Raw genomic sequence first — 18,071 nt, 5'->3', positions numbered from 1 at the left:
GCGTCAGTTGCCGAGCAGGATGTTGAGGATGGAAGTCTCGCGCCGCTGCGGCTGGCCGCCGACATCGGCAGGCGGCACCGGCCGGCGGATCGATGCGGTCGCGGGCTGCTCCTGCGGCGCGCCACCAACCGGCTGCACCGGCTGCCGCTCGCCGGGCTGTTCGGGCGCGGGCGGGAAGGAGTTCTCGTCGAGGGCCGGCTGGTCGTCGGCGGCGACCTCGGGGGCGGCCTGCTGCGGCGTCCACGAACCCGGCAGCGGTGCCACCGGCACGCCTTCGTGGGCGGCCACCATGAACTCGTGCCAGGCAAGTGCCGGCAGCGCGCCGCCGGTCACCCGCTTCATCGGCTTGCCGTCGTCGTTGCCGAACCAGACACCGGTGGTGAGGTTCGCGGTGTAGCCGACGAACCAGGCGTCGCGCGAATTCTGGCTGGTGCCGGTCTTGCCGGCAGCCGGCCAGGCGAAGGCGGCCTTCTTGGCCGTGCCCTCCTCCACCGCGCCCGTCATCATCGCGTTCATCATGCCGACGACCTCGGCGCTGATCACCCGCGGGCCCCCGCCGGCGGTGTTCTCGTAGAGGACGCTGCCGTCGGCCGCGGTGATGCGCTTGATGATGTGGACCTCCGGCCGGTAGCCGCCATTGGCGAAGGGCACGTAGGCGGCGGTCAGTTCCAGCGGCGTCACTTCGGAGGTGCCCAGCGAGATGCTGACATTGGGCTGCAGCTCGGACTCGATGCCCATGCGCTGGGCAGCCTCGACCACGGCCGCGGGCCCGACCTCCATGGCAAGCTGGGCGGCCACCGAGTTCAGCGACTTCGCCAGCGCGGTCCTCAGCGTTACACGCCCGTAATACTTGCCGTTGTAGTTCTCCGGCGTCCACTTGCCGATCTGGATCGGCGCGTCGTTGCGGACGCTGTCGGGCGAGCGCCCCTGCTCCACGGCGGCCAGATAGACGAAGGGCTTGAACGCCGAGCCGGGCTGGCGGCGCGCCTCGGAGGCGCGGTCGAACTGGCTGGTGGAGTAGTCGTAGCCGCCGACCATGGCGCGCACCGCGCCCGAATTGTCGATCGACACCAGGGCGCCCTGGCTGACGTTCAGCTTCTCGCCGTTCTCGTCGATCAGGCGGCGGATCGACTTTTCGGCCAGCTCCTGCAGCGTCATGTCGACGGTGGTGTCGACGATGATGTCGGAGCGCACCTCGCCGATCAGGCCGGGTAGCTCCTCCATGACGCGGTCGGCGACGTAGTTTTCCGAGCCGGTCCAGAAGGACGCGACGCGGCTCGCCGGCGCGCTCATGGCGGTCGCCAGCTCCTTCTCCTCGATCATGCCCTGCTCGCGCATCGCCGCCAGCACCAGCTGCGCCCGGGCGTCGGCGGCCTTGGGGTCGCGGGCCGGCGAAAGCCGCGACGGCGCCTTGAGCAGGCCGGCGAGAAGTGCTGCCTCGGCAAGGCTGACGTCACGCGCGGACTTGCCGAAATAGCGGCGCGAAGCCGCCTCTACGCCATAGGACCCGGAGCCGAAATAGACCCGGTTCAGATACATTTCGAGGATCTGGTCCTTGGTGTATTTCTGCTCCAGCCACAGCGCCAGGAGCACCTCCTGGACCTTGCGCTCCAGGGTGCGGTCCGGCGTCAGGAACAGGTTCTTGGCGAGCTGCTGGGTCAGGGTCGAACCGCCCTGGGTGAAGCGGCCGTGGATGACGCGCTGCGACACCGCCCGGGCAAGGCCGATCGGATCGACCCCGAAATGCGAATAGAAGCGCCGGTCCTCGATGGCCATGACGGCCTGCGGGATATAGGGCGACATCTCAAACAGGCCGACGGCCTCGCCGCCGGTCATGCCGCGATTGGCGATCAGGCGGCCGTCGACGCCGACGATCTTGATGTTGGGGGACCGGTCGGGGATCGCCCAGGTCGTGGCGCTCGGCATCTTGGCGCCGTAGTAGATGACTATGCCCGCGGCGGCGATGCCGCCCCAGATGGCCAGCACGAAGCACCAGTAGACCAGCCGGCCGAGAATGCCGAACATGCCGCGGCGCTTCTTCTGGGTGCGGCCCCGGCCCGGGGAGCGCGCTTTCGAGGCGCTGCGTTTGGCAGGGGCTTTGCGGCGGCTGGGCACGACCCGGTCCTCGTCACGAACCGAAAAGACGTCGTCCTCCGCGTCGTCCCGCGGATCATCGAAACTCGGTTCGATGCGTCTGTCCTTCCGGTTCGCCATGTCTGTGTGTCCGGCCCCCATGCCAATGGCGTTCCGGTTGCAGACTAAATGCGGCGATTTAAGGGGGCGTTAAGCAGGCGCCTTCCGAAGCCCCGAACAATCAACGGGTTACGGCCAACCCGTTGCCGCCGCGCTCACCTCCTTTGCCCGGCCCGAGACGCGGCTGCGCATTCTCCGCACCTCGCTGCGCTGCCCGGAGGCTCCGCGTTCCTGATGTTAGCCCTCATCGGAAAACCCCGAGCTGACTGGGCACGGCGATTGTCGGCACGAAAAAGGCCGCCGTCCGGCGGGACGGCGGCCTTCGGGTCCGCAGGTCACTGCGGGATCGGGTCGGGCCGATCCGGCTTGTCGGGCTTGTCCGGCTTGTCGCTGCTCTTGTAGCAGGGCTTCGACGGATCGCTGCGGTCGCAGCAGTTGCTGCTCTGCAGGTAGCGCGGGTCCTTCGGCTTCCACTCGCAGCGCCTGATCTCGGTCGACTGGCAGGCGGCGACGACCGACGCCGTGACGACCGCCAGGGCTATCTTGCTGAATGCACTCATCTCTCTCTCCATAAGGGCGAATTGCCCGTCCACACGGCTTCGTCGCGCCCGGTCGGAGAAAGGTTCAAAAAAGCCGGAAAAAATTCTGCGCCGCCCGCGGCTCCGCGGATCGGCGCTCGGGACGCATGGAAAAATCGACGATGAAGTTGGTGCCATGGCGGCCGTTGCCACGGCCAAGACAGGCCGTCCCCGGCCGCAGGCGGTCGGCTCTGGCCCGCGTCACGGCCCCATGGTCTTGTTGAGTTCGGCCGATATGCGCTCGCGCATCACCTCGGCGATATCGGCATGCATGTGCAGCCGCACGCGCCCGCCGCGCGCATCGACCAGCGTCAGCGCCACGCCGTCGAGCTTGTCGTCGCGGGCCGGCTCGACTGCCGTCACCATGAATTCATGGGTATCCTTGTCGGGTTTCTCGGCCATGGCTTCCTCCCTGGCTGAAGCCCCCCGACAATACGCCTATTCCTCTTCGTCGTCGCCCGGCTGCAGCCAGGAATGCGGCACGATGCGCTTCTGGGTGTCGCTGTCGACATAGGCCCACCAGCCCTCGTCGCTTTCGTCCCACTGCCCGCCCCCGGCCTTGAGCCGGGCGAGCGACCGGTAGTGCGCGATCGACTCGTTTTCCTGGCCGTCGCGGTCGGTCCAGAAAACGGTGATCTTGCTGCCGTCCTTCGGTGCGGTGGCGATCGGCTTCTTGTCACTCATGGGCGTTCCCCTCGAACTCGGCGGCCAACGATAGCCGACCGCGCGGCCCGGTAAAGCCATTCGGCGGCGAAAGTCATCGGCGGGCCACAAGTGCCGCGAGCAGGCCGATTACCGCGACGCCGACGAGTGCCGTCGTCATCGGGTTGTCCCGGGCGGTCTTCTGTGCCGCGCGGGCCTGCCTGCGCATCGCCGGCAGGGCGTCGCCGAAGCGGTCGTAAAAGCCGTCATAGAACTCGGAGGCACTCTCCCGGCCCTCCGCCAATGCGCTTGCGCTGCGCCTGGACATCGCCTTGGTCAGCGACGCGACCTGCCTGGTCAGCTGGGAAACCTGCGCCTCGAGGTCGGACTGGATTTCTTCGCGAGTAGTGGCCATTCGGGTGCATCCTTTCATCAGGTAACGCACCCCAAACGACCAAACCTGCCCGATCGTTCCCTGCCAACGGCCTGCCGCGAGGTCAGCTATGGGCAAAAATGTCCTCTTCGCCCCAGCCCATCAGATCGAGCCGGGCGCGCGTCGGCAGGAAGCGGAAGCAGGCGTCGGCCTCCTTCATGCGCCCGTCGCGTTCCAGCCGGCCGGCCAGCACGTCGCGCAGGCGGTGCAGGTAGAGCACGTCGGAGGCGGCATATTCCAGTTGCTCGGGCGACAGCGTCTCCGCCGCCCAGTCGGACGACTGCTGCTGCTTGGACAGGCTGACGCCGAGCAGTTCGCTGCAGATGTCCTTGAGGCCGTGGCGGTCGGTGTAGGTGCGGGTCAGCCGGGAGGCGATCTTGGTGCAGAACACCGGCTCGGCCATCACGCCGAAGGCATTGTAGAGCACGGCGATGTCGAAGCGGCCGTAGTGGAACAGCTTCGTCACCTTGCGGTTCCTGAGCAGAGCGGTGAGGTTCGGCGCCTTCTTCTGCCCAGGCGCGATCTGGATCACGTCGGCGGTGCCGTCGCCCGGCGAGATCTGCACGACGCAGAGCCGGTCGCGATGCGGGTTGAGCCCCAGGGTTTCGGTGTCGATGGCGACCGCATCGACATCGTAGTTGCTGAGGTCGGGCAGGTCGTTCTTGTGGAAGCGGATGGTCATTCTGGTCTCCGATCGCGGCTTGGCATCTCAGTCGCCGCGATCGGAAGAAAAATCAATAGAAACCTCGGTTTCCCGCGCCTACTTGCGGGTCAGCGCCTCGAGAATGCGCGCCCAGGACCGCTGCCCCTTGTGGAACGAGGTCAGGTCGTACTTCTCATTGGGCGAGTGGATGCGGTCGTCGGCAAGCGCAAAGCCCACCAGCAGCGACTCCATGCCGAGGAAATTCTGGAAGTCGCCCACGATCGGGATCGACCCGCCCATGGCGATCATCAGCGCCTGTTTCGACCATTCGTCCGACAGGGCGTCCTTGGCCTTGGCGAGGAACGGCGAGTCGTAGGAGAGCTGGATCGCGGGGCCCGAGCCATGCTCATGGAACTCGACGCTGCAATCGGCCGGGATGCGCGCCTCGACGAATGCGCGGAACGCGGCGCGGACCTTCTCGGGGTTCTGCTTGTGCACCAGCCGGAACGACACCTTGGCGGAAGCCTGCGCCGCGATCACCGTCTTGAAGCCCTTGCCGGTGTAGCCGCCGGTGATGCCGTTGAACTCCGCGGTCGGGCGCGCCCAGACCAACTCCAGTATCGAACGGTCCTTCTCGCCCGAGGGGATCGACAGGCCGACCTCGCCGAGGAAGTTCTCGGCGGTTTCGCCGAGCGCTTGCCACGACTTCAGGATCTGCGACGGCGTTTCCTCGACGCCGTCGTAGAAGCCCGGGATGGTGACGCGGCCGCTGTCGTCATGGATCGCCGCCAGCACCTTGGCGAGGATGCGCACCGGGTTGGCCGCAGCGCCGCCATATTCGCCCGAATGCAGGTCGCGATTGGCCGCTTTGACCACCACTTCCTCGCCGACGAGGCCGCGCAGGCCGACGCAGATCGCCGGCGTCTCGCGGTCCCACATGCCGGTGTCGCAGACCATGGCGAAATCGGCCTTGAGCTCCTCGGCATTGGCTTCGAGGAAGGGCTTGAGCGACGGCGAGCCGGACTCCTCCTCGCCCTCGAACAACAGCGTGATCTCGCAAGGCAGCGTGCCGTGGACTTCCTTCCAGGCCCTGCACGCCTCGACGAACAGCATCAGCTGGCCCTTGTCGTCGGACGAGCCGCGGCCGGTGATGACCTTGCGGCCCGGCTCGAGCTGCTTGAGCTTCGGATCGAAGGGATCGTCCTCCCAGAGGTTGAGCGGATCGACCGGCTGGACGTCGTAATGGCCGTAGAACAGCACATGCGGCGAGCCGGCAGGGCCGTCGTGATGGGCGACGACCATCGGGTGGCCGGGCGTGTCGCGCACGCTGGCGTCGAACCCGATCGTCTTGAGATCGGCGACCAGCCATTCGGCCGCCTTGCGGCATTCGCCGGCAAAGGCCGGATCTGTGGAGATCGACTTGATCCGGAGCAGGCCGAACAGGCGTTCGAGGCTCTGGTCGAGGTTCTTGTCGAGGCGGTCGAGGACGGGAGCGAGTGCAGACATTCGGGGTGCCTTTCGATTCTTCTGGGCGCAAACTACCGGCAGGCACCCGAAACGCAAAGCCGGCAGGATTGGGCCAGGAGACGACGCGGCGTCATCCGGGCGGCGCGCATGAAAAAGCCGCCGTGGTGGAGGGGGACCACGGCGGCGCTTTCAAAACGGTGCGGCAGCCCGGAGAGGGGGATGAGGCTGCCGCAGGGTCCGGATAGGCGGGGGACGGGCCTGAGACCGGACTTCGGCAAAAACTGCCGATGCCCCATATTTGTTCCTCCGAACATGGCGTTTCAAGGGCACGAACATTACACTTTTGTAACATATCCGTGAGGCCTGCCCCGCCGGCCCTACCCCTTTCGGAGCGTGTCCCTGTATTGCTGCACCGGCATTCCGCCGACGCCCCAGTCCTCCAAATCCACCTCATCAATAACCACGAAGGTGGTTGCCGGGTCCTTGCCGAGAATGTCCACGAGAAGTCCTGTCGCGCCCTTGATCAGGGCCGATTTCTGCTCTCGCGTAACGCTCTCGCGGGTGACCTTGATGTTGACATACGGCATGCTGGCTCTTCCCTTCCCATGCTCTCAGTTCGACTGCAGGTCGAAGTGAAAGACCTTGGAGACGATCTGCCAGCGGCCATCGACCTTCACCAGGCTCAGCAAATCGGTGAATAGCTTCGGCCCAATGGCGCAATTGAGCCGCACAAAGGCAGTAACCGGCCCGGCGAACTCGATGGAAACGATGCGGTCGGCGCGCGGTTCGGACCGGCTCGCCGGCGACGATCACAAGCGGCAGGTTGCCAGCCATTCCGACAGTGCGGCGATCCTGACGTCTGTCCTCCGCAGGCCGACGACCAATGTCAGTTGTAAAAATCCAGCCCTTTGCAGAACGGCTGTGGGCCGCCTACCTTGCAGCAAATCCGGCAAGCCAACAGTGGAATGACCAATCCATGCCCCTGCATGTCCGAGCCGCCCTGCCGCAAGACGCAAGCGCGATGTCGCGAATCCTGAACAAGATCATCGAGATCGGAGGGACGACGGCGCATCGCGAGCATTTCGACGAAAAGCGCATCATCGACTATTTCATCTCACCGAAACTCGGAATCAGCTGCTTCGTGGCACTGGAGAGGTCGCAGCTATTGGGGTTCCAATCACTCGAATGGTCCGACCCCGACTGGCCGGGCGACCGGCTGCCTGCCGGCTGGGGGATTGTCGCGACCTACGTGGATCCACATGTGCACAAGAAGGGCGCCGGACGGGCCTTGTTCGCCAACACGGTGGAAGCCGCGAAAACGGCCGGCGTCAGCTTCATCGACGCGACAATCCGCAGGGAAAACACCGTCGGCCAGGCATTCTACCAGGGCATCGGCTTCACCGACTATCGGGAAGGCGCGGAGACCATTTCCAAGCGATTTGCGCCGCTCTAGGTGCCTGCCGCCCAGCACCGGCCAACGACTTGTCAGCAGTCGGCGGCAGGGCCGCCTTCGCCATGGACAGGGCGGCTGCGCCAAGCTACCCGTAGCGCCATGAAAAAAGGCGATCACCTCTTCCTTGTCGACGGCTCCGGCTACATCTTCCGCGCCTATCACGCGCTGCCGCCGCTCACCCGCAAGTCCGACGGGCTGCCCACCAATGCGGTGCTCGGCTTCTGCAACATGGTGTGGAAGCTGATGCAGGACGCGCGCAACACCGACGTCGGCGTCACGCCCACCCACTTCGCCGTCATCTTCGACTATTCCTCGAAGACCTTCCGCAACGAGCTCTATCCCGAATACAAGGCCAACCGCTCGGCGCCGCCGGAGGACCTGATCCCGCAGTTCGGGCTGATCCGCCATGCGACGCGGGCCTTCGACCTGCCCTGCATCGAGATGGAGGGCTTCGAGGCCGACGACCTGATCGCCACCTATGCCGGTCTCGCCCGCGAGGCCGGCGGCGACACCACCATCATCTCCTCCGACAAGGACCTGATGCAGCTGGTCGGCCCGACCGTGTCGATGTACGACCCGATGAAGGACCGGCAGATCAACATCCCCGAAGTCATCGAGAAATGGGGCGTGCCGCCGGAAAAGATGATCGACCTGCAGTCGCTGACGGGAGATTCGATCGACAACGTGCCGGGCGTGCCCGGCATCGGCCCGAAGACGGCCGCACAGTTGCTCGAGCAGTTCGGCGACCTCGACACGCTGCTCGCCCGCGCTTCCGAGATCAAGCAGGACAAGCGCCGGCAGTCGATCATCGACAATGCCGACAAGGCGCGCATCTCACGCGAGCTGGTGCGACTCAAGAACGACGTGGCCGTGGCCGACGGCCTGGACACGTTCTCGCTGCAGCCGCCGAACGGCCCGCGGCTGATCTCCTTCCTCAAGGCGATGGAGTTCACCACGCTGACCCGTCGCGTCGCCGAGGCCACCGGCACGGATGCCGGCGAGGTCGAAACGGCTTCCGTGTCGGTCGAGCGCGGCGCGGACGCGCATGGCCCGGATGTCGGTTCGGGGGCGACGGCAAGCAGCCCCTCATCCCCTGCCGGACCTTCTCCCCGTTCTGACGGGGAGAAGGAAGACAATCGCGACGCTGGCGCCCCCCTCTCCCCGTCCTTACGGGGAGAGGGTAAGGGTGAGGGGCAAGACACCCCCGTGGCCCTCGCCGCGAGGCTCGCCGAGGCCGCGCCGGCGCAGAAGTTCGACCACGGCACCTATGTCACGATCCGCGACGTCGCCACGCTGAAGGCCTGGATCGCCGCGGCGACCGAGGCCGGTGTCGTCGCCTTCGACACCGAGACCACCTCGCTCGACCCGATGCAGGCCGAGCTCGTCGGCTTCTCGCTGGCGACCGCGCCCGGCCGCGCCGCCTATGTGCCGCTCGGCCACAAGAGCGGGCGCGGAGACCTGCTCGGCGGCGGGCTGGTCGACAACCAGATCCCGGTGCGCGAGGCGATCGCCGTCCTCAAGCCGCTGCTCGAGGACGCCTCGGTGCTCAAGGTGGCGCAGAACCTCAAATACGACCTCGTGGTGATGAACCGCTACGGCGTCGACGTGAAGTCCTTCGACGACACGATGCTCATTTCCTACGTGCTCGACGGCGGCACCAATGGCGGCCACGGCATGGATTCCCTGTCGGAGAAGTGGCTCGGCCACACGCCGATCCCGTTCAAGGACATCGCGGGATCGGGCAAGAACTTCGTCGGCTTCGACCAGGTCGACATCGACAGGGCCACCGCCTATGCGAGCGAGGATGCCGACGTGACGCTGCGCCTCTGGCACGTGCTCAAGCCGCGCCTCGCCGCCAAGGGCCTCGTCTCGGTCTACGAGCGGCTGGAGCGGCCGCTGGTGCCGGTGCTGTCGCGCATGGAGCAGCGCGGCATATCGGTCGACCGGCAGATCCTGTCGCGGCTGTCGGGCGAACTCGCACAGGGGGCCGCCCGCCTCGAAGACGAGATCAACACGCTCGCCGGCGAGCGCTTCAACATCGGCTCGCCCAAGCAGCTCGGCGACATCCTGTTCGGCCGCATGGGCCTGCCCGGCGGCACCAAGACCAAGACCGGCCAGTGGTCGACCTCGGCGCAGGTGCTCGAAGACCTCGCCGCCGAGGGCCATGAGCTGCCGCGCAAGATCGTCGACTGGCGCCAGCTGACCAAGCTCAAGTCGACCTATACCGACGCGCTGCCCGGCTACATCAACCCCGAGACCAGGCGCGTCCACACCTCCTATGCGCTCGCCGCCACCACCACCGGCCGCCTGTCGTCGTCGGACCCGAACCTGCAGAACATCCCGATCCGCACCGCCGAAGGCCGCAAGATCCGCACCGCCTTCATCGCCGACAAGGGCAACAAGCTGATCTCGGCCGACTACAGCCAGATCGAGCTGCGCGTGCTCGCCCATGTCGCCGACATCGCCCAGCTCAAGCAGGCCTTCGCCGACGGCGTCGACATCCATGCGATGACCGCCTCCGAGATGTTCTCGGTGCCGGTCGAGGGCATGCCGTCCGAGGTGCGCCGCCGCGCCAAGGCGATCAATTTCGGCATCATCTACGGCATCTCGGCCTTCGGCCTCGCCAACCAGCTGTCGATCCCGCGCGAGGAAGCCTCCGACTACATCAAGAAGTACTTCGAGCGCTTCCCCGGCATCCGCGCCTATATGGACGAGACCAAGGCGTCATGCCGCGACAAGGGATTTGTCGAGACCATCTTCGGCCGCCGCATCCACTATCCCGAAATCCGTTCGCCCAACCCGTCGGTGCGCGCCTTCAACGAACGCGCCTCGATCAACGCCCGCCTGCAGGGCACGGCCGCCGACATCATCCGCCGCGCCATGATCCGCATGGAAGGCGCGCTCGCCGAGGCGAAGCTTTCGGCGCGCATGCTCTTGCAGGTGCACGACGAGCTGATCTTCGAGACGGTCGAGAGCGAGGTCGAGGCGACGATCCCGGTCGTCCGCCACGTCATGGAAAATGCCGCAATGCCGGCGGTGTCGATGTCGGTGCCGCTGCATGTCGACGCCCATGGCGCCGACAGCTGGGACGAGGCGCATTGAGGTGGAGTTCGCGACGTCGTCGGATGCGTCGACGCCTTCGCGCTGACATCGCTGCGGCAGGGCGGGCAACTGCCCTGAATTCGTGATAGCTTCCTGTAGTCGACGCCCCATATCGACGCATCAATTAAACGCAGCGTTTATTTGATGGGCGAGTTTGAACACTTATTCAAGCCAACGAAAACAAGACCCATCAGGCGGCGAGTGCCGCGCATTTGGCGCAGATGCCGCGGAACTCGATCACCGCCTTCTTGGCGACGAAGCCGGTCGAGCCGACCCAGTCGTCGAGGCGCTTGCCGATCAGTTCGTCGGAGATCTCGGTGACCTGGCCGCAGGTGTCGCAGATGGCGAACGCCGTCATGCTGCGGTCGTGGTGGGCGTGGTCGTGCGGCTCGGAGCAGGCGACGAAGGCGTTGAGGCTTTCGAGGCGGTGGACGAAGCCGTCCTTCACCAGCACTTCGAGGGCGCGATAGACTTGCAGCGGCGCGCGGAAGCCGTCGTCGCGCAGCTGGTCGAGCAGCATGTAGGCGCTGAGCGGGCCACTCGCGGCCTCGAGCTTTTCCAGGACCTTCTGCTGGTTCTTCGTCAGCGTAACGCGCGCCGCCATTCCTGCGCCTAACCTTTCCTCGCGAGCGGCCCAGCCTCCCGCGCTATCGCACCGCCCAGATGTGGCGATTGGCTCGAGGTTTTGCTAGCGCGTCCGGCAAGCAAAGACAATGTCACGCCCTGCCTTGCGGACAATCCTCACGCTTGGTTGGCGACCTACCCCCACCGCTCCCCCTCCCCATATGGGGAGGGGGATTTTGGCTACGCCAGCACCGTACATGGCCGAAACCTCTTCGGCATGTGTCCGCGTCAGGGCGCGGATTGATCCCCTCCCCCTTGTGGGGAGGGGCAAGGGGTGGGAGAATTCTGGCCGCCGTTTGGCCGTAGCATCTGAGGTCAGGACGAAACCGACGACTACTTCTTCTGCCGCGCCGGGCCCTCGCGCTCGGACGATCGGGCCCAGAGGTTGATGTCCGCCTCGCGGGCATACTGGTCGATCTCGGCCAGTTCGGCCGCTGAGAAGCTGAAGTTCTTCAGCGCGCCGACGCAATCCTCGACCTGTTCCGGCCGGCTGGCGCCGATCAGTGCCGAGGTGACCCGGCCGCCGCGCAGCACCCAGGCCAGCGCCATCTGCGCCAGGGTCTGGCCACGCCGCTCGGCGATGGCGTTCAGTGCACGGATGTTGGCAAGGTTCCTGTCGTTGAGGAAGGCCGGGCGCAGCGACTTGCCCTGCGAAGCGCGGCTGCCCTCCGGCACGCCCTGCAGGTACTTGCCGGTCAGCATGCCCTGCGCCAGCGGCGAGAACACGATCGAGCCGATGCCCAGACCGTCGAGCGCGTCGAGCAGGCCGTCGTCCTCCACCCAGCGGTTGATCATCGAATAGCTGGGCTGGTGGATCAGGCAGGGCGTGCCGAGCTGGCGCAGGATGTCGGCCGCCTCTCGGGTGCGCTGGGCGTTGTAGGACGAGATGCCGGCATAGAGCGCCTTGCCCGAGCGGACGGCATGGTCGAGCGCACCCATGGTTTCTTCCAGCGGCGTGTCCGGGTCGAAGCGGTGCGAATAGAAGACGTCGACATAGTCGAGGCCCATGCGCTTCAGACTCTGGTCGAGGCTCGCCAGCACATATTTGCGGCTGCCCCACTCGCCGTAGGGCCCGGGCCACATGTCGTAGCCTGCCTTGGTCGAGACGATCATCTCGTCGCGCAGGCCGGCGAAGTCGGTGCGCAGGATCTCGCCGAAGGCGGTCTCGGCGGAGCCGGGCGGCGGGCCGTAATTGTTGGCGAGGTCGAAATGGGTGATGCCGAGGTCGAAGGCCTTCCGGCAGATGGCGCGCTTGGTCTGGTGCGGCGTGTCCTCGCCGAAATTGTGCCACAGGCCGAGCGAGATCGCCGGCAGCTTCAGCCCCGACCTGCCGCAGCGGTTGTAGACCATGTTCTCGTAACGGTTCGGGGCGGGCGCGTAAGACATCTTCGGTCCTTCTGAAATGGGCGTGGCGCCGCCGCCGGTTCACCCTCCCCCTCGTGGGGAGAGTCGCGAAGCATGGCGCCCACGCGACATGCGAAACGGGGTGGGGGGTGCCCAGCAATGGTGCTTCGCACGCCTAGATACTTGGTTGCACTACCACCTGTCACTCCCCCACCTCGGCTCAGCCGACCAGCACGGGGTTGAACGGACAGCAATATGCGAAGACACCCCCACCCCTGACCCCTCCCCACAAGGGGGAGGGGGACTTTGTGGCACGGCCGTCATGCGCCAACCGCCGGCAATTTTGGCGGCAAGGGCGGCGAGCAGGTCCCCCTCCCCCTCGTGGGGAGGGGCTGGGGGTGGGGGTAATGGGGGGCACAACTTGCCAGCAGCTACTTGGCCAGCAGCCCCCTCGCCGCGGCCGGCCCCAGCGGCTCGGGCCGCGTGCAGGCGGTCTGCATCTCGACGAACTTCTTCGTCTCGCCCGACTTCAGCATGCCGGTCATGACGTCGATGACGTGGTTCGCCAGCTCCAGCGAGCAGCGGTGCGGCCGGCCCTGCATGATCGCCAGGGCCATGTCGGCGAGGCCGGCCGTGCGGTAATTGGCCATCATGCCTTCCGGATGATTCTCGTTGGGCACGCCGAAGGGGTGATCCCATCTCGGCAGCGTCTTAGCCGGCTTGCTGCCCCTGGTGTAGCGAAGCTCGCCGCCGAAGAAGTTCGGGTCGGGCATGTAGATGGTACCGGCTTCGCCATACAGCTCCATCGGCGCGTGGCCACTGTCCCACACGTCCCAGCTGGCGTTGAAGGTGAAGACCGCACCGCTCGCGAATTCCATCAGCGCCAGGATCGTCGTCGGCGTGGTCACCGGGATCTTTTCGCCCGAGCGCGGCCTCGACGAAATGGTGCGCTCCTTGGCCGGGATCGACGACAGTGCGGCGACGCGGGCAACCGGGCCAAGCAACTGCACGAGATTGGCGATGTAATAGGGTCCGAGGTCGAGGATCGGCCCGCCGCCCGGCTGGAAGAAGAAGTCCGGATTCGGATGCCAGTGCTCCATGCCGTGGCTCATCACGTGGCAGGTGCCCGACGTGATCCTGCCGAGCTTGCCCGTGTCGATCAGGTGCCGCGCCAGCTGGGGCGAGCCGCCGAGAAAGGTGTCTGGCGCCGAGCCGATGCGAACACCCTTCCTGTCGGCCCGCTGCTTGAGGTCGAGCCCGTCCTCGATCGCCAGCACGAACGGCTTTTCCGAATAGACGTGCTTGCCCGCCTCGATCGCCCGCTTCGACACCTCGTAGTGCACCATCGGCACCGTCAGGTTGACGACGATGTCGATGTCCCTGGCCGCGAGCAGGTCGTCGACCGTCTCGGCGCGCAGCTTGAATTCCTGCGCACGAGCACGCGCGGCATCCATGTTGATGTCGGCGCAGGCGCGCATCTCGATGCCCCTGAACTCGGGCGCGCGCTGAAAGTAGGTCTTCGAGATGTTGCCGCAGCCAATCACCCCGACACCCAGCCTGCTCGCCATTTCCCCTCCCCTCAGAACCTCCGCACCGCCTCGATCGACCGGCGCGCGAAGCGCTCGAAATCAGCCGGATTGTCGTGCTCCATGACGAAATGGCGTGCCGGCGTGCGGTTGCGCAGGGCCGTCAGCAGCCCGGCCCAGTCGACGCTGCCGTCGCCGACGTCGCACCAGCCATCCTCGCCAGGCGCGGTGCCGTGAGGGGCGATGTCCTTGACGTGGACGGCCACGATGCGCGAGCCGAATTCATCGATCCAGGGCAGCGGGGCGCAGCCGCCGCGGATCACCCAGGCGACATCCATCTCCCAGCCGGTTGCGGGGGCCGCTTCCAGCATCAGCCGCAGTGGCACGGCACCGTCGGCAAGCGGCGCGAATTCGAAATCGTGGTTGTGCCAGGCGAAATCGAAGCCGGCATCGCGCACTTTCGCGCCGATGGCCGCGAGGCGCTTGCCGAGGGCGCGCCAGCCGTCGGCATCGATCGGGCGCTCGACCGGCTCCAGCCAGGGGCACGCGATCAGCTTCATGCCGAGCGTCGTCGCGATCTTCTCGGCGCGGGCAAAGTCGCTTTCGAGCAGGTCGATGCCGAAATGACCGCTCGGCATGGCGAGGCCGTTTTCGTCGAGCAAAGTGCGGAATGCCGCGGGATCGTCGTAGACCGCGCCAAAACCCTCGACCTGCTTGTAGCCGAGAGCGGCGAGCGTCTTCAGCACGTCCTCCCAGGGCTGGAAGTTGCGGGCGCTGTAGAGTTGAAACGACCAGTCCATGCGCCCGCCGCTCCCGTGCTTGCTAGCCTTGATCGCCCCACGGGCCATGGTGGGCGCCGGGCGCGTCGATGCGCTCGAAGCCGTGCGCGCCGAAGAAGTCGCGCTGCGCCTGGATGAGATCGGAGGTGCCGCGCCCCTGGCGGTAGCCGTCGAAATAGGCGAGCGCCGAGGACAGCGCCGGCACCGGCAGACCGGCCTCGGCGGCGCGGGCGACGACGCGGCGGAGCGAGGGATGCGCCTTGCCCATCATCTCGACGAAGGCCGGCGCCATGAGCAGGTTGGTCGGCTGGTCGGCCTTGCCGAAGGCCTCGGCGATGGTGTCGAGAAACTGCGAGCGGATGATGCAGCCGGCCCGCCAGATCTTGGCGATGGTCGGCATCGGCAGGTTCCAGCCGAATTCCTTCGAGGCGCCCGCCATGACGGCGAAGCCCTGCGCATAGGCGGCTATCTTGCCGGCAAAGAGCGCGAGTTCGAGGTCGCCCAGTAGGTCGCCCCTGGCGCCCGCGAACCTTAACGTGTTGGCGCTATAGGCCTTTTCCGCCGCCAGCCGTTCGCCCTTCATCGACGACAGCACGCGTGCCGCCACGGCCGCCTCGATCGCGGTCGCCGGAATGCCGAGCTGCTGGGCCTCGATCACCGACCACTTGCCGGTGCCCTTCTGGCCGGCGCGGTCGAGGATGATGTCGACCACAGGACGGCCGGTCTTCGGATCGTCGGCGGCAAGCACGCTTGCGGTGATCTCGATCAGGTAGGATTCGAGCCGGCCCTTGTTCCAGCCGGCGAAGATCGGCGCGATCTCCCTGGGGGCCATGCCGAGGCCGTCGCGCAGCACGCCGTAGATCTCGGCGATCATCTGCATGTCGGCATATTCGATGCCGTTGTGGACGGTCTTGACGAAGTGGCCGGCGCCGTCCGGCCCGAGCCAGGCGGCGCAGGGCTCGCCCTTGTACTTGGCCGAGATCGCGGTGAGCACGCCCTCGACGCGCTTCCAGGAGTCCTGCGTGCCGCCGACCATGATCGAGGGACCATGGCGCGCGCCCTCCTCGCCGCCCGACACGCCCATGCCGATGAAGGTGAGGCCGGTGCCTTCGAGCTCGCCGAAGCGGCGGCGGGTGTCGCGGAAATTGGCGTTTCCGGCATCGATGATGATGTCGTTGGCCGAAAGCACGCCGCGCAGGGCGGCGATCTGCTCGTCGACCGGATTGCCGGCGACCACCATGATGATGACCGGGCGCGGCGGCCGGATCGCCCCGGCCAGCTCGGCGACGGAGGCGCAGGGCACGATCATGTCGCGCAGCGCGCCGGCATTTTCGATAAAGGCCTGGGTACGCGCCGGCGTGCGGTTGTAGACGGCGATGCGGTGGCCTTTTTCGGCGATGTTCAGCGCCAGGTTCGAGCCCATCGTGCCCAGCCCGATCAATCCGATTTCGGCCTTTTCCATGGTCTCTCTTCCTGCTCTCGATGTTGCGAACGGATGGGCGCGGATGATTGACCGGCCGCCGGCGGAGGTCAACTCGCGAGGCCGCGCGCGGTTGCCGGGCCTCGATCAACTCGCCGTGCTTTCGCCCTACTCCGAGCGGCGGCGGCGCCCGTAGAGCTCGAGCCGGTGATGGACGATGTCGTAGCCTAGCTGGCGGGCGATCTCCTGCTGCAGCTGCTCGATGCGGTCGGAGCGGAATTCGATGACGTCGCCGGTATCGATGTCGATGAGATGGTCGTGGTGGTCGCCGCCGGCCTGCTCGAATCGCGACGGCCCGCCCTCGAAGGCGTGGCGGTAGATCGCACCCATCGCCTCGAGCAGCTTCATGGTGCGGTAGACGGTCGACAGCGAGATGCTCTTGTCGACCTGCTCGGCGCGGCGGAAAATCTCGAGCGCGTCGGGATGGTCCTCTGTTTCGCGCAGGATCGTCAGGATCACCTTGCGCGGACGGGTGACCCGGATACCGGCCTTTCGCAGCGCTTTCTCGTAGTCGGGCTTCGTCGGAACGGGGGCAGGGGCATGCTTCTTCATGGCGCGACTATGTGCCAGATGACACCCAGTTGCAAAAGATTATCCGTGTATCCATCCCCAGCGAAGGATGGCGCGAGGCTCGCCGCCGCCGTTTCGACTTGCGCAATCGATGCGCCCGCGCCATCCTTCCGGTCGGGGAAGGCCATACGTCGCGTCGACGTTGGATGGGGGAACAAGTTGCTGCGGTTCTTGAGCTGGTTGCCGGGCATCCGGCAAGCGCGACCTCATCGGGTCGTCTATACGTGCATGTTCGGTCATTCTGAGCAGTTCGCCGACCGCCATTTCCGGGCGGACCGCACGACCGACTTCATCTGCTTCACCGACGACCGCTCGCTGACGTCTGGGCGATGGCAATTCAGGTATGTCGATTCTGCCGAGCTCGGTCCAGTCCGGACCTCGAAGATGATCAAGCATCTGCCCCACCGCTTCCTGGGCGAGTATGGGTCGAGCGTCTACATGGACAACACCGTCAAGCCCAAGGTCCCGGCCAAGCGCTTCTTCGCGCTCCTCGACGCGAGCCCGGCGCCGATGCTGTGCTTCCGCCATCCCGAACGGAACTGCATCTATGACGAGGCAGCCACAGTGATCGACCTGCAGTACGACGATCCCGACATCATCAATGCCCAGATGGATCACTACCGCTCGCTCGGGCACCCGGCCGGAGCCGGCCTCGTCGCCAGCACGGTGATGCTGCGCCGGCACAACGACCCTTCGGTGATCGCGGTGATGGAGGACTGGCACGCCGAAATCAGGAAGTGGTCCTATCGCGACCAGTTGTCCTTCGCCTTCGTCGCCCGCCGGCACGGTTTCCAGACGGGCCACCTGGCAGGCACACCCTATCGCAACAAGCTGCTGAAATGGCCGCGGGTCAAGGGTCACCGGCTGCCGCGGGCGTTCCGCGACGAGGATTATCTGCGGCTCAACCCGGATGTCGCCGCCTCGGGGATGAACCCGCGCAAGCACTACATCACCCAAGGCGCCGCCGAGGGCCGTGCGTGGAGATAGGGGCGTGGCGCGCTGCCTCGGGGGACCCCACCCCGATCCGCTGGGCGGATCGACCCTCCCCTCGAGGGGGAGGGAAACGTCGCGTGCTTCACCCTCGCCACGCCCCGTTTCCGGTCTGGCCATTGTGGTGAAAAGTTCGGGAGGCGGGGCGCGCGGCCGAGCCGTCCGATAGATTGATACGTGGCGCGAACCGCGCGCCCCGCCCGGTGTCTGTCCCTCGGTCGGCCGGTCACAGGTCCGTCCCACGGTC

General features: G+C 66.4%; 17 protein-coding genes and 1 pseudogene. 3 read left to right on the top strand and 15 right to left on the bottom strand.

Annotation, left to right across the window (positions count from 1 at the left end):
- Positions 1-3 precede the first annotated feature (3 nt).
- From PV773_RS22630 to PV773_RS22590, 9 genes and pseudogenes are all read right to left on the bottom strand, one after another.
- Positions 4-2,214, bottom strand: a complete 2,211-nt coding sequence (locus PV773_RS22630) for a transglycosylase domain-containing protein (RefSeq protein ID WP_347968538.1) — start codon at positions 2,212-2,214, stop codon at positions 4-6.
- 314 nt (positions 2,215-2,528) lie between these two features.
- Positions 2,529-2,753, bottom strand: a complete 225-nt coding sequence (locus tag PV773_RS22625) for a hypothetical protein (protein ID WP_347968537.1) — start codon at positions 2,751-2,753, stop codon at positions 2,529-2,531.
- Between the two features lie 219 nt (positions 2,754-2,972).
- Positions 2,973-3,173 (bottom strand): hypothetical protein, encoded by a 201-nt coding sequence (locus tag PV773_RS22620; RefSeq protein ID WP_340041672.1) that lies wholly within the window; start codon positions 3,171-3,173, stop codon positions 2,973-2,975.
- 36 nt (positions 3,174-3,209) lie between these two features.
- The gene (locus PV773_RS22615) at positions 3,210-3,455 is read right to left on the bottom strand and encodes a hypothetical protein (protein WP_347968536.1); all 246 of its coding nucleotides are present in this window, start codon (positions 3,453-3,455) and stop codon (positions 3,210-3,212) included.
- A gap of 73 nt (positions 3,456-3,528) precedes the next feature.
- Positions 3,529-3,828, bottom strand: coding sequence for a hypothetical protein (locus PV773_RS22610; RefSeq protein WP_347968535.1), 300 nt, complete (start codon positions 3,826-3,828; stop codon positions 3,529-3,531).
- An 82-nt stretch (positions 3,829-3,910) separates the two neighbouring features.
- Positions 3,911-4,528: a ribonuclease D gene (locus PV773_RS22605; protein WP_347968534.1), complete on the bottom strand. Its 618-nt coding sequence runs from the start codon at positions 4,526-4,528 to the stop codon at positions 3,911-3,913.
- A gap of 78 nt (positions 4,529-4,606) precedes the next feature.
- Positions 4,607-5,995: a M20/M25/M40 family metallo-hydrolase gene (locus PV773_RS22600; protein WP_347968533.1), complete on the bottom strand. Its 1,389-nt coding sequence runs from the start codon at positions 5,993-5,995 to the stop codon at positions 4,607-4,609.
- A 338-nt stretch (positions 5,996-6,333) separates the two neighbouring features.
- Positions 6,334-6,543 carry a 4-oxalocrotonate tautomerase family protein gene (locus PV773_RS22595; protein ID WP_347968532.1) on the bottom strand — a complete coding sequence of 70 codons (210 nt, stop codon included), beginning with the start codon at positions 6,541-6,543 and terminating at the stop codon, positions 6,334-6,336.
- A 24-nt stretch (positions 6,544-6,567) separates the two neighbouring features.
- Positions 6,568-6,750 (bottom strand): annotated as a pseudogene (locus PV773_RS22590) (nuclear transport factor 2 family protein); the annotation flags it as partial.
- 227 nt (positions 6,751-6,977) lie between these two features.
- Between PV773_RS22590 and PV773_RS22585 the strand changes: the two are divergent.
- Together PV773_RS22585 and polA are read left to right on the top strand one after the other, a co-directional pair.
- Positions 6,978-7,409, top strand: a complete 432-nt coding sequence (locus tag PV773_RS22585; protein ID WP_347968531.1) for a GNAT family N-acetyltransferase — start codon at positions 6,978-6,980, stop codon at positions 7,407-7,409.
- A 99-nt stretch (positions 7,410-7,508) separates the two neighbouring features.
- Positions 7,509-10,511: a DNA polymerase I gene (polA, locus tag PV773_RS22580; protein ID WP_347968530.1), complete on the top strand. Its 3,003-nt coding sequence runs from the start codon at positions 7,509-7,511 to the stop codon at positions 10,509-10,511.
- Between the two features lie 190 nt (positions 10,512-10,701).
- On the opposite strand, the gene PV773_RS22575 is transcribed toward polA, so the two are convergent.
- From PV773_RS22575 to PV773_RS22550, 6 genes are all read right to left on the bottom strand, one after another.
- Positions 10,702-11,115 carry a Fur family transcriptional regulator gene (locus PV773_RS22575; RefSeq protein ID WP_347968529.1) on the bottom strand — a complete coding sequence of 138 codons (414 nt, stop codon included), beginning with the start codon at positions 11,113-11,115 and terminating at the stop codon, positions 10,702-10,704.
- Positions 11,116-11,468: 353 nt separating this feature from the next.
- Positions 11,469-12,521: an L-glyceraldehyde 3-phosphate reductase gene (mgrA, locus tag PV773_RS22570; protein ID WP_347968528.1), complete on the bottom strand. Its 1,053-nt coding sequence runs from the start codon at positions 12,519-12,521 to the stop codon at positions 11,469-11,471.
- 389 nt (positions 12,522-12,910) lie between these two features.
- A complete protein-coding gene (locus tag PV773_RS22565) occupies positions 12,911-14,047 on the bottom strand; it encodes a Gfo/Idh/MocA family oxidoreductase (RefSeq protein ID WP_347968527.1) in 1,137 nt (378 codons plus the stop codon).
- An 11-nt stretch (positions 14,048-14,058) separates the two neighbouring features.
- Entirely contained in the window at positions 14,059-14,805 is a 747-nt protein-coding gene (locus PV773_RS22560) for a sugar phosphate isomerase/epimerase (RefSeq protein ID WP_347968526.1), read from the bottom strand.
- 22 nt (positions 14,806-14,827) lie between these two features.
- On the bottom strand, positions 14,828-16,246 hold the full coding sequence (gene gndA, locus PV773_RS22555) for an NADP-dependent phosphogluconate dehydrogenase (protein WP_347968525.1): 1,419 nt from the start codon (positions 16,244-16,246) through the stop codon (positions 14,828-14,830).
- A gap of 126 nt (positions 16,247-16,372) precedes the next feature.
- Positions 16,373-16,816, bottom strand: coding sequence for a Fur family transcriptional regulator (locus PV773_RS22550; protein WP_347968524.1), 444 nt, complete (start codon positions 16,814-16,816; stop codon positions 16,373-16,375).
- Between the two features lie 246 nt (positions 16,817-17,062).
- On the opposite strand from PV773_RS22550, the gene PV773_RS22545 reads away from it, so the two are divergent.
- Positions 17,063-17,821, top strand: a complete 759-nt coding sequence (locus PV773_RS22545; protein WP_347968523.1) for a glycosyltransferase domain-containing protein — start codon at positions 17,063-17,065, stop codon at positions 17,819-17,821.
- Positions 17,822-18,071 lie beyond the last annotated feature (250 nt).

Source organism: Mesorhizobium sp. CC13 (assembly GCF_039907765.1).
GTDB lineage: Bacteria > Pseudomonadota > Alphaproteobacteria > Rhizobiales > Rhizobiaceae > Aminobacter.
Note: the sequence above shows the minus strand (reverse complement) of the source record. Positions and strands in the feature narration are given on the sequence as shown.

Excerpts from the sequence above, each read along its gene's own strand:
- PV773_RS22545 (WP_347968523.1), top strand. The coding sequence starts at position 17,063 with ATGTTCGGTCATTCTGAGCAGTTCGCCGACCGCCATTTCCGGGCGGAC.
- PV773_RS22550 (WP_347968524.1), bottom strand. The coding sequence starts at position 16,816 with ATGAAGAAGCATGCCCCTGCCCCCGTTCCGACGAAGCCCGACTACGAG.
- PV773_RS22595 (WP_347968532.1), bottom strand. The coding sequence starts at position 6,543 with ATGCCGTATGTCAACATCAAGGTCACCCGCGAGAGCGTTACGCGAGAG.
- PV773_RS22605 (WP_347968534.1), bottom strand. The coding sequence starts at position 4,528 with ATGACCATCCGCTTCCACAAGAACGACCTGCCCGACCTCAGCAACTAC.
- PV773_RS22585 (WP_347968531.1), top strand. The coding sequence starts at position 6,978 with ATGTCGCGAATCCTGAACAAGATCATCGAGATCGGAGGGACGACGGCG.
- mgrA (WP_347968528.1), bottom strand. The coding sequence starts at position 12,521 with ATGTCTTACGCGCCCGCCCCGAACCGTTACGAGAACATGGTCTACAAC.
- polA (WP_347968530.1), top strand. The coding sequence starts at position 7,509 with ATGAAAAAAGGCGATCACCTCTTCCTTGTCGACGGCTCCGGCTACATC.
- PV773_RS22600 (WP_347968533.1), bottom strand. The coding sequence starts at position 5,995 with ATGTCTGCACTCGCTCCCGTCCTCGACCGCCTCGACAAGAACCTCGAC.
- gndA (WP_347968525.1), bottom strand. The coding sequence starts at position 16,246 with ATGGAAAAGGCCGAAATCGGATTGATCGGGCTGGGCACGATGGGCTCG.
- PV773_RS22615 (WP_347968536.1), bottom strand. The coding sequence starts at position 3,455 with ATGAGTGACAAGAAGCCGATCGCCACCGCACCGAAGGACGGCAGCAAG.
- PV773_RS22560 (WP_347968526.1), bottom strand. The coding sequence starts at position 14,805 with ATGGACTGGTCGTTTCAACTCTACAGCGCCCGCAACTTCCAGCCCTGG.
- PV773_RS22620 (WP_340041672.1), bottom strand. The coding sequence starts at position 3,173 with ATGGCCGAGAAACCCGACAAGGATACCCATGAATTCATGGTGACGGCA.
- PV773_RS22610 (WP_347968535.1), bottom strand. The coding sequence starts at position 3,828 with ATGGCCACTACTCGCGAAGAAATCCAGTCCGACCTCGAGGCGCAGGTT.
- PV773_RS22565 (WP_347968527.1), bottom strand. The coding sequence starts at position 14,047 with ATGGCGAGCAGGCTGGGTGTCGGGGTGATTGGCTGCGGCAACATCTCG.
- PV773_RS22625 (WP_347968537.1), bottom strand. The coding sequence starts at position 2,753 with ATGAGTGCATTCAGCAAGATAGCCCTGGCGGTCGTCACGGCGTCGGTC.
- PV773_RS22630 (WP_347968538.1), bottom strand. The coding sequence starts at position 2,214 with ATGGCGAACCGGAAGGACAGACGCATCGAACCGAGTTTCGATGATCCG.
- PV773_RS22575 (WP_347968529.1), bottom strand. The coding sequence starts at position 11,115 with ATGGCGGCGCGCGTTACGCTGACGAAGAACCAGCAGAAGGTCCTGGAA.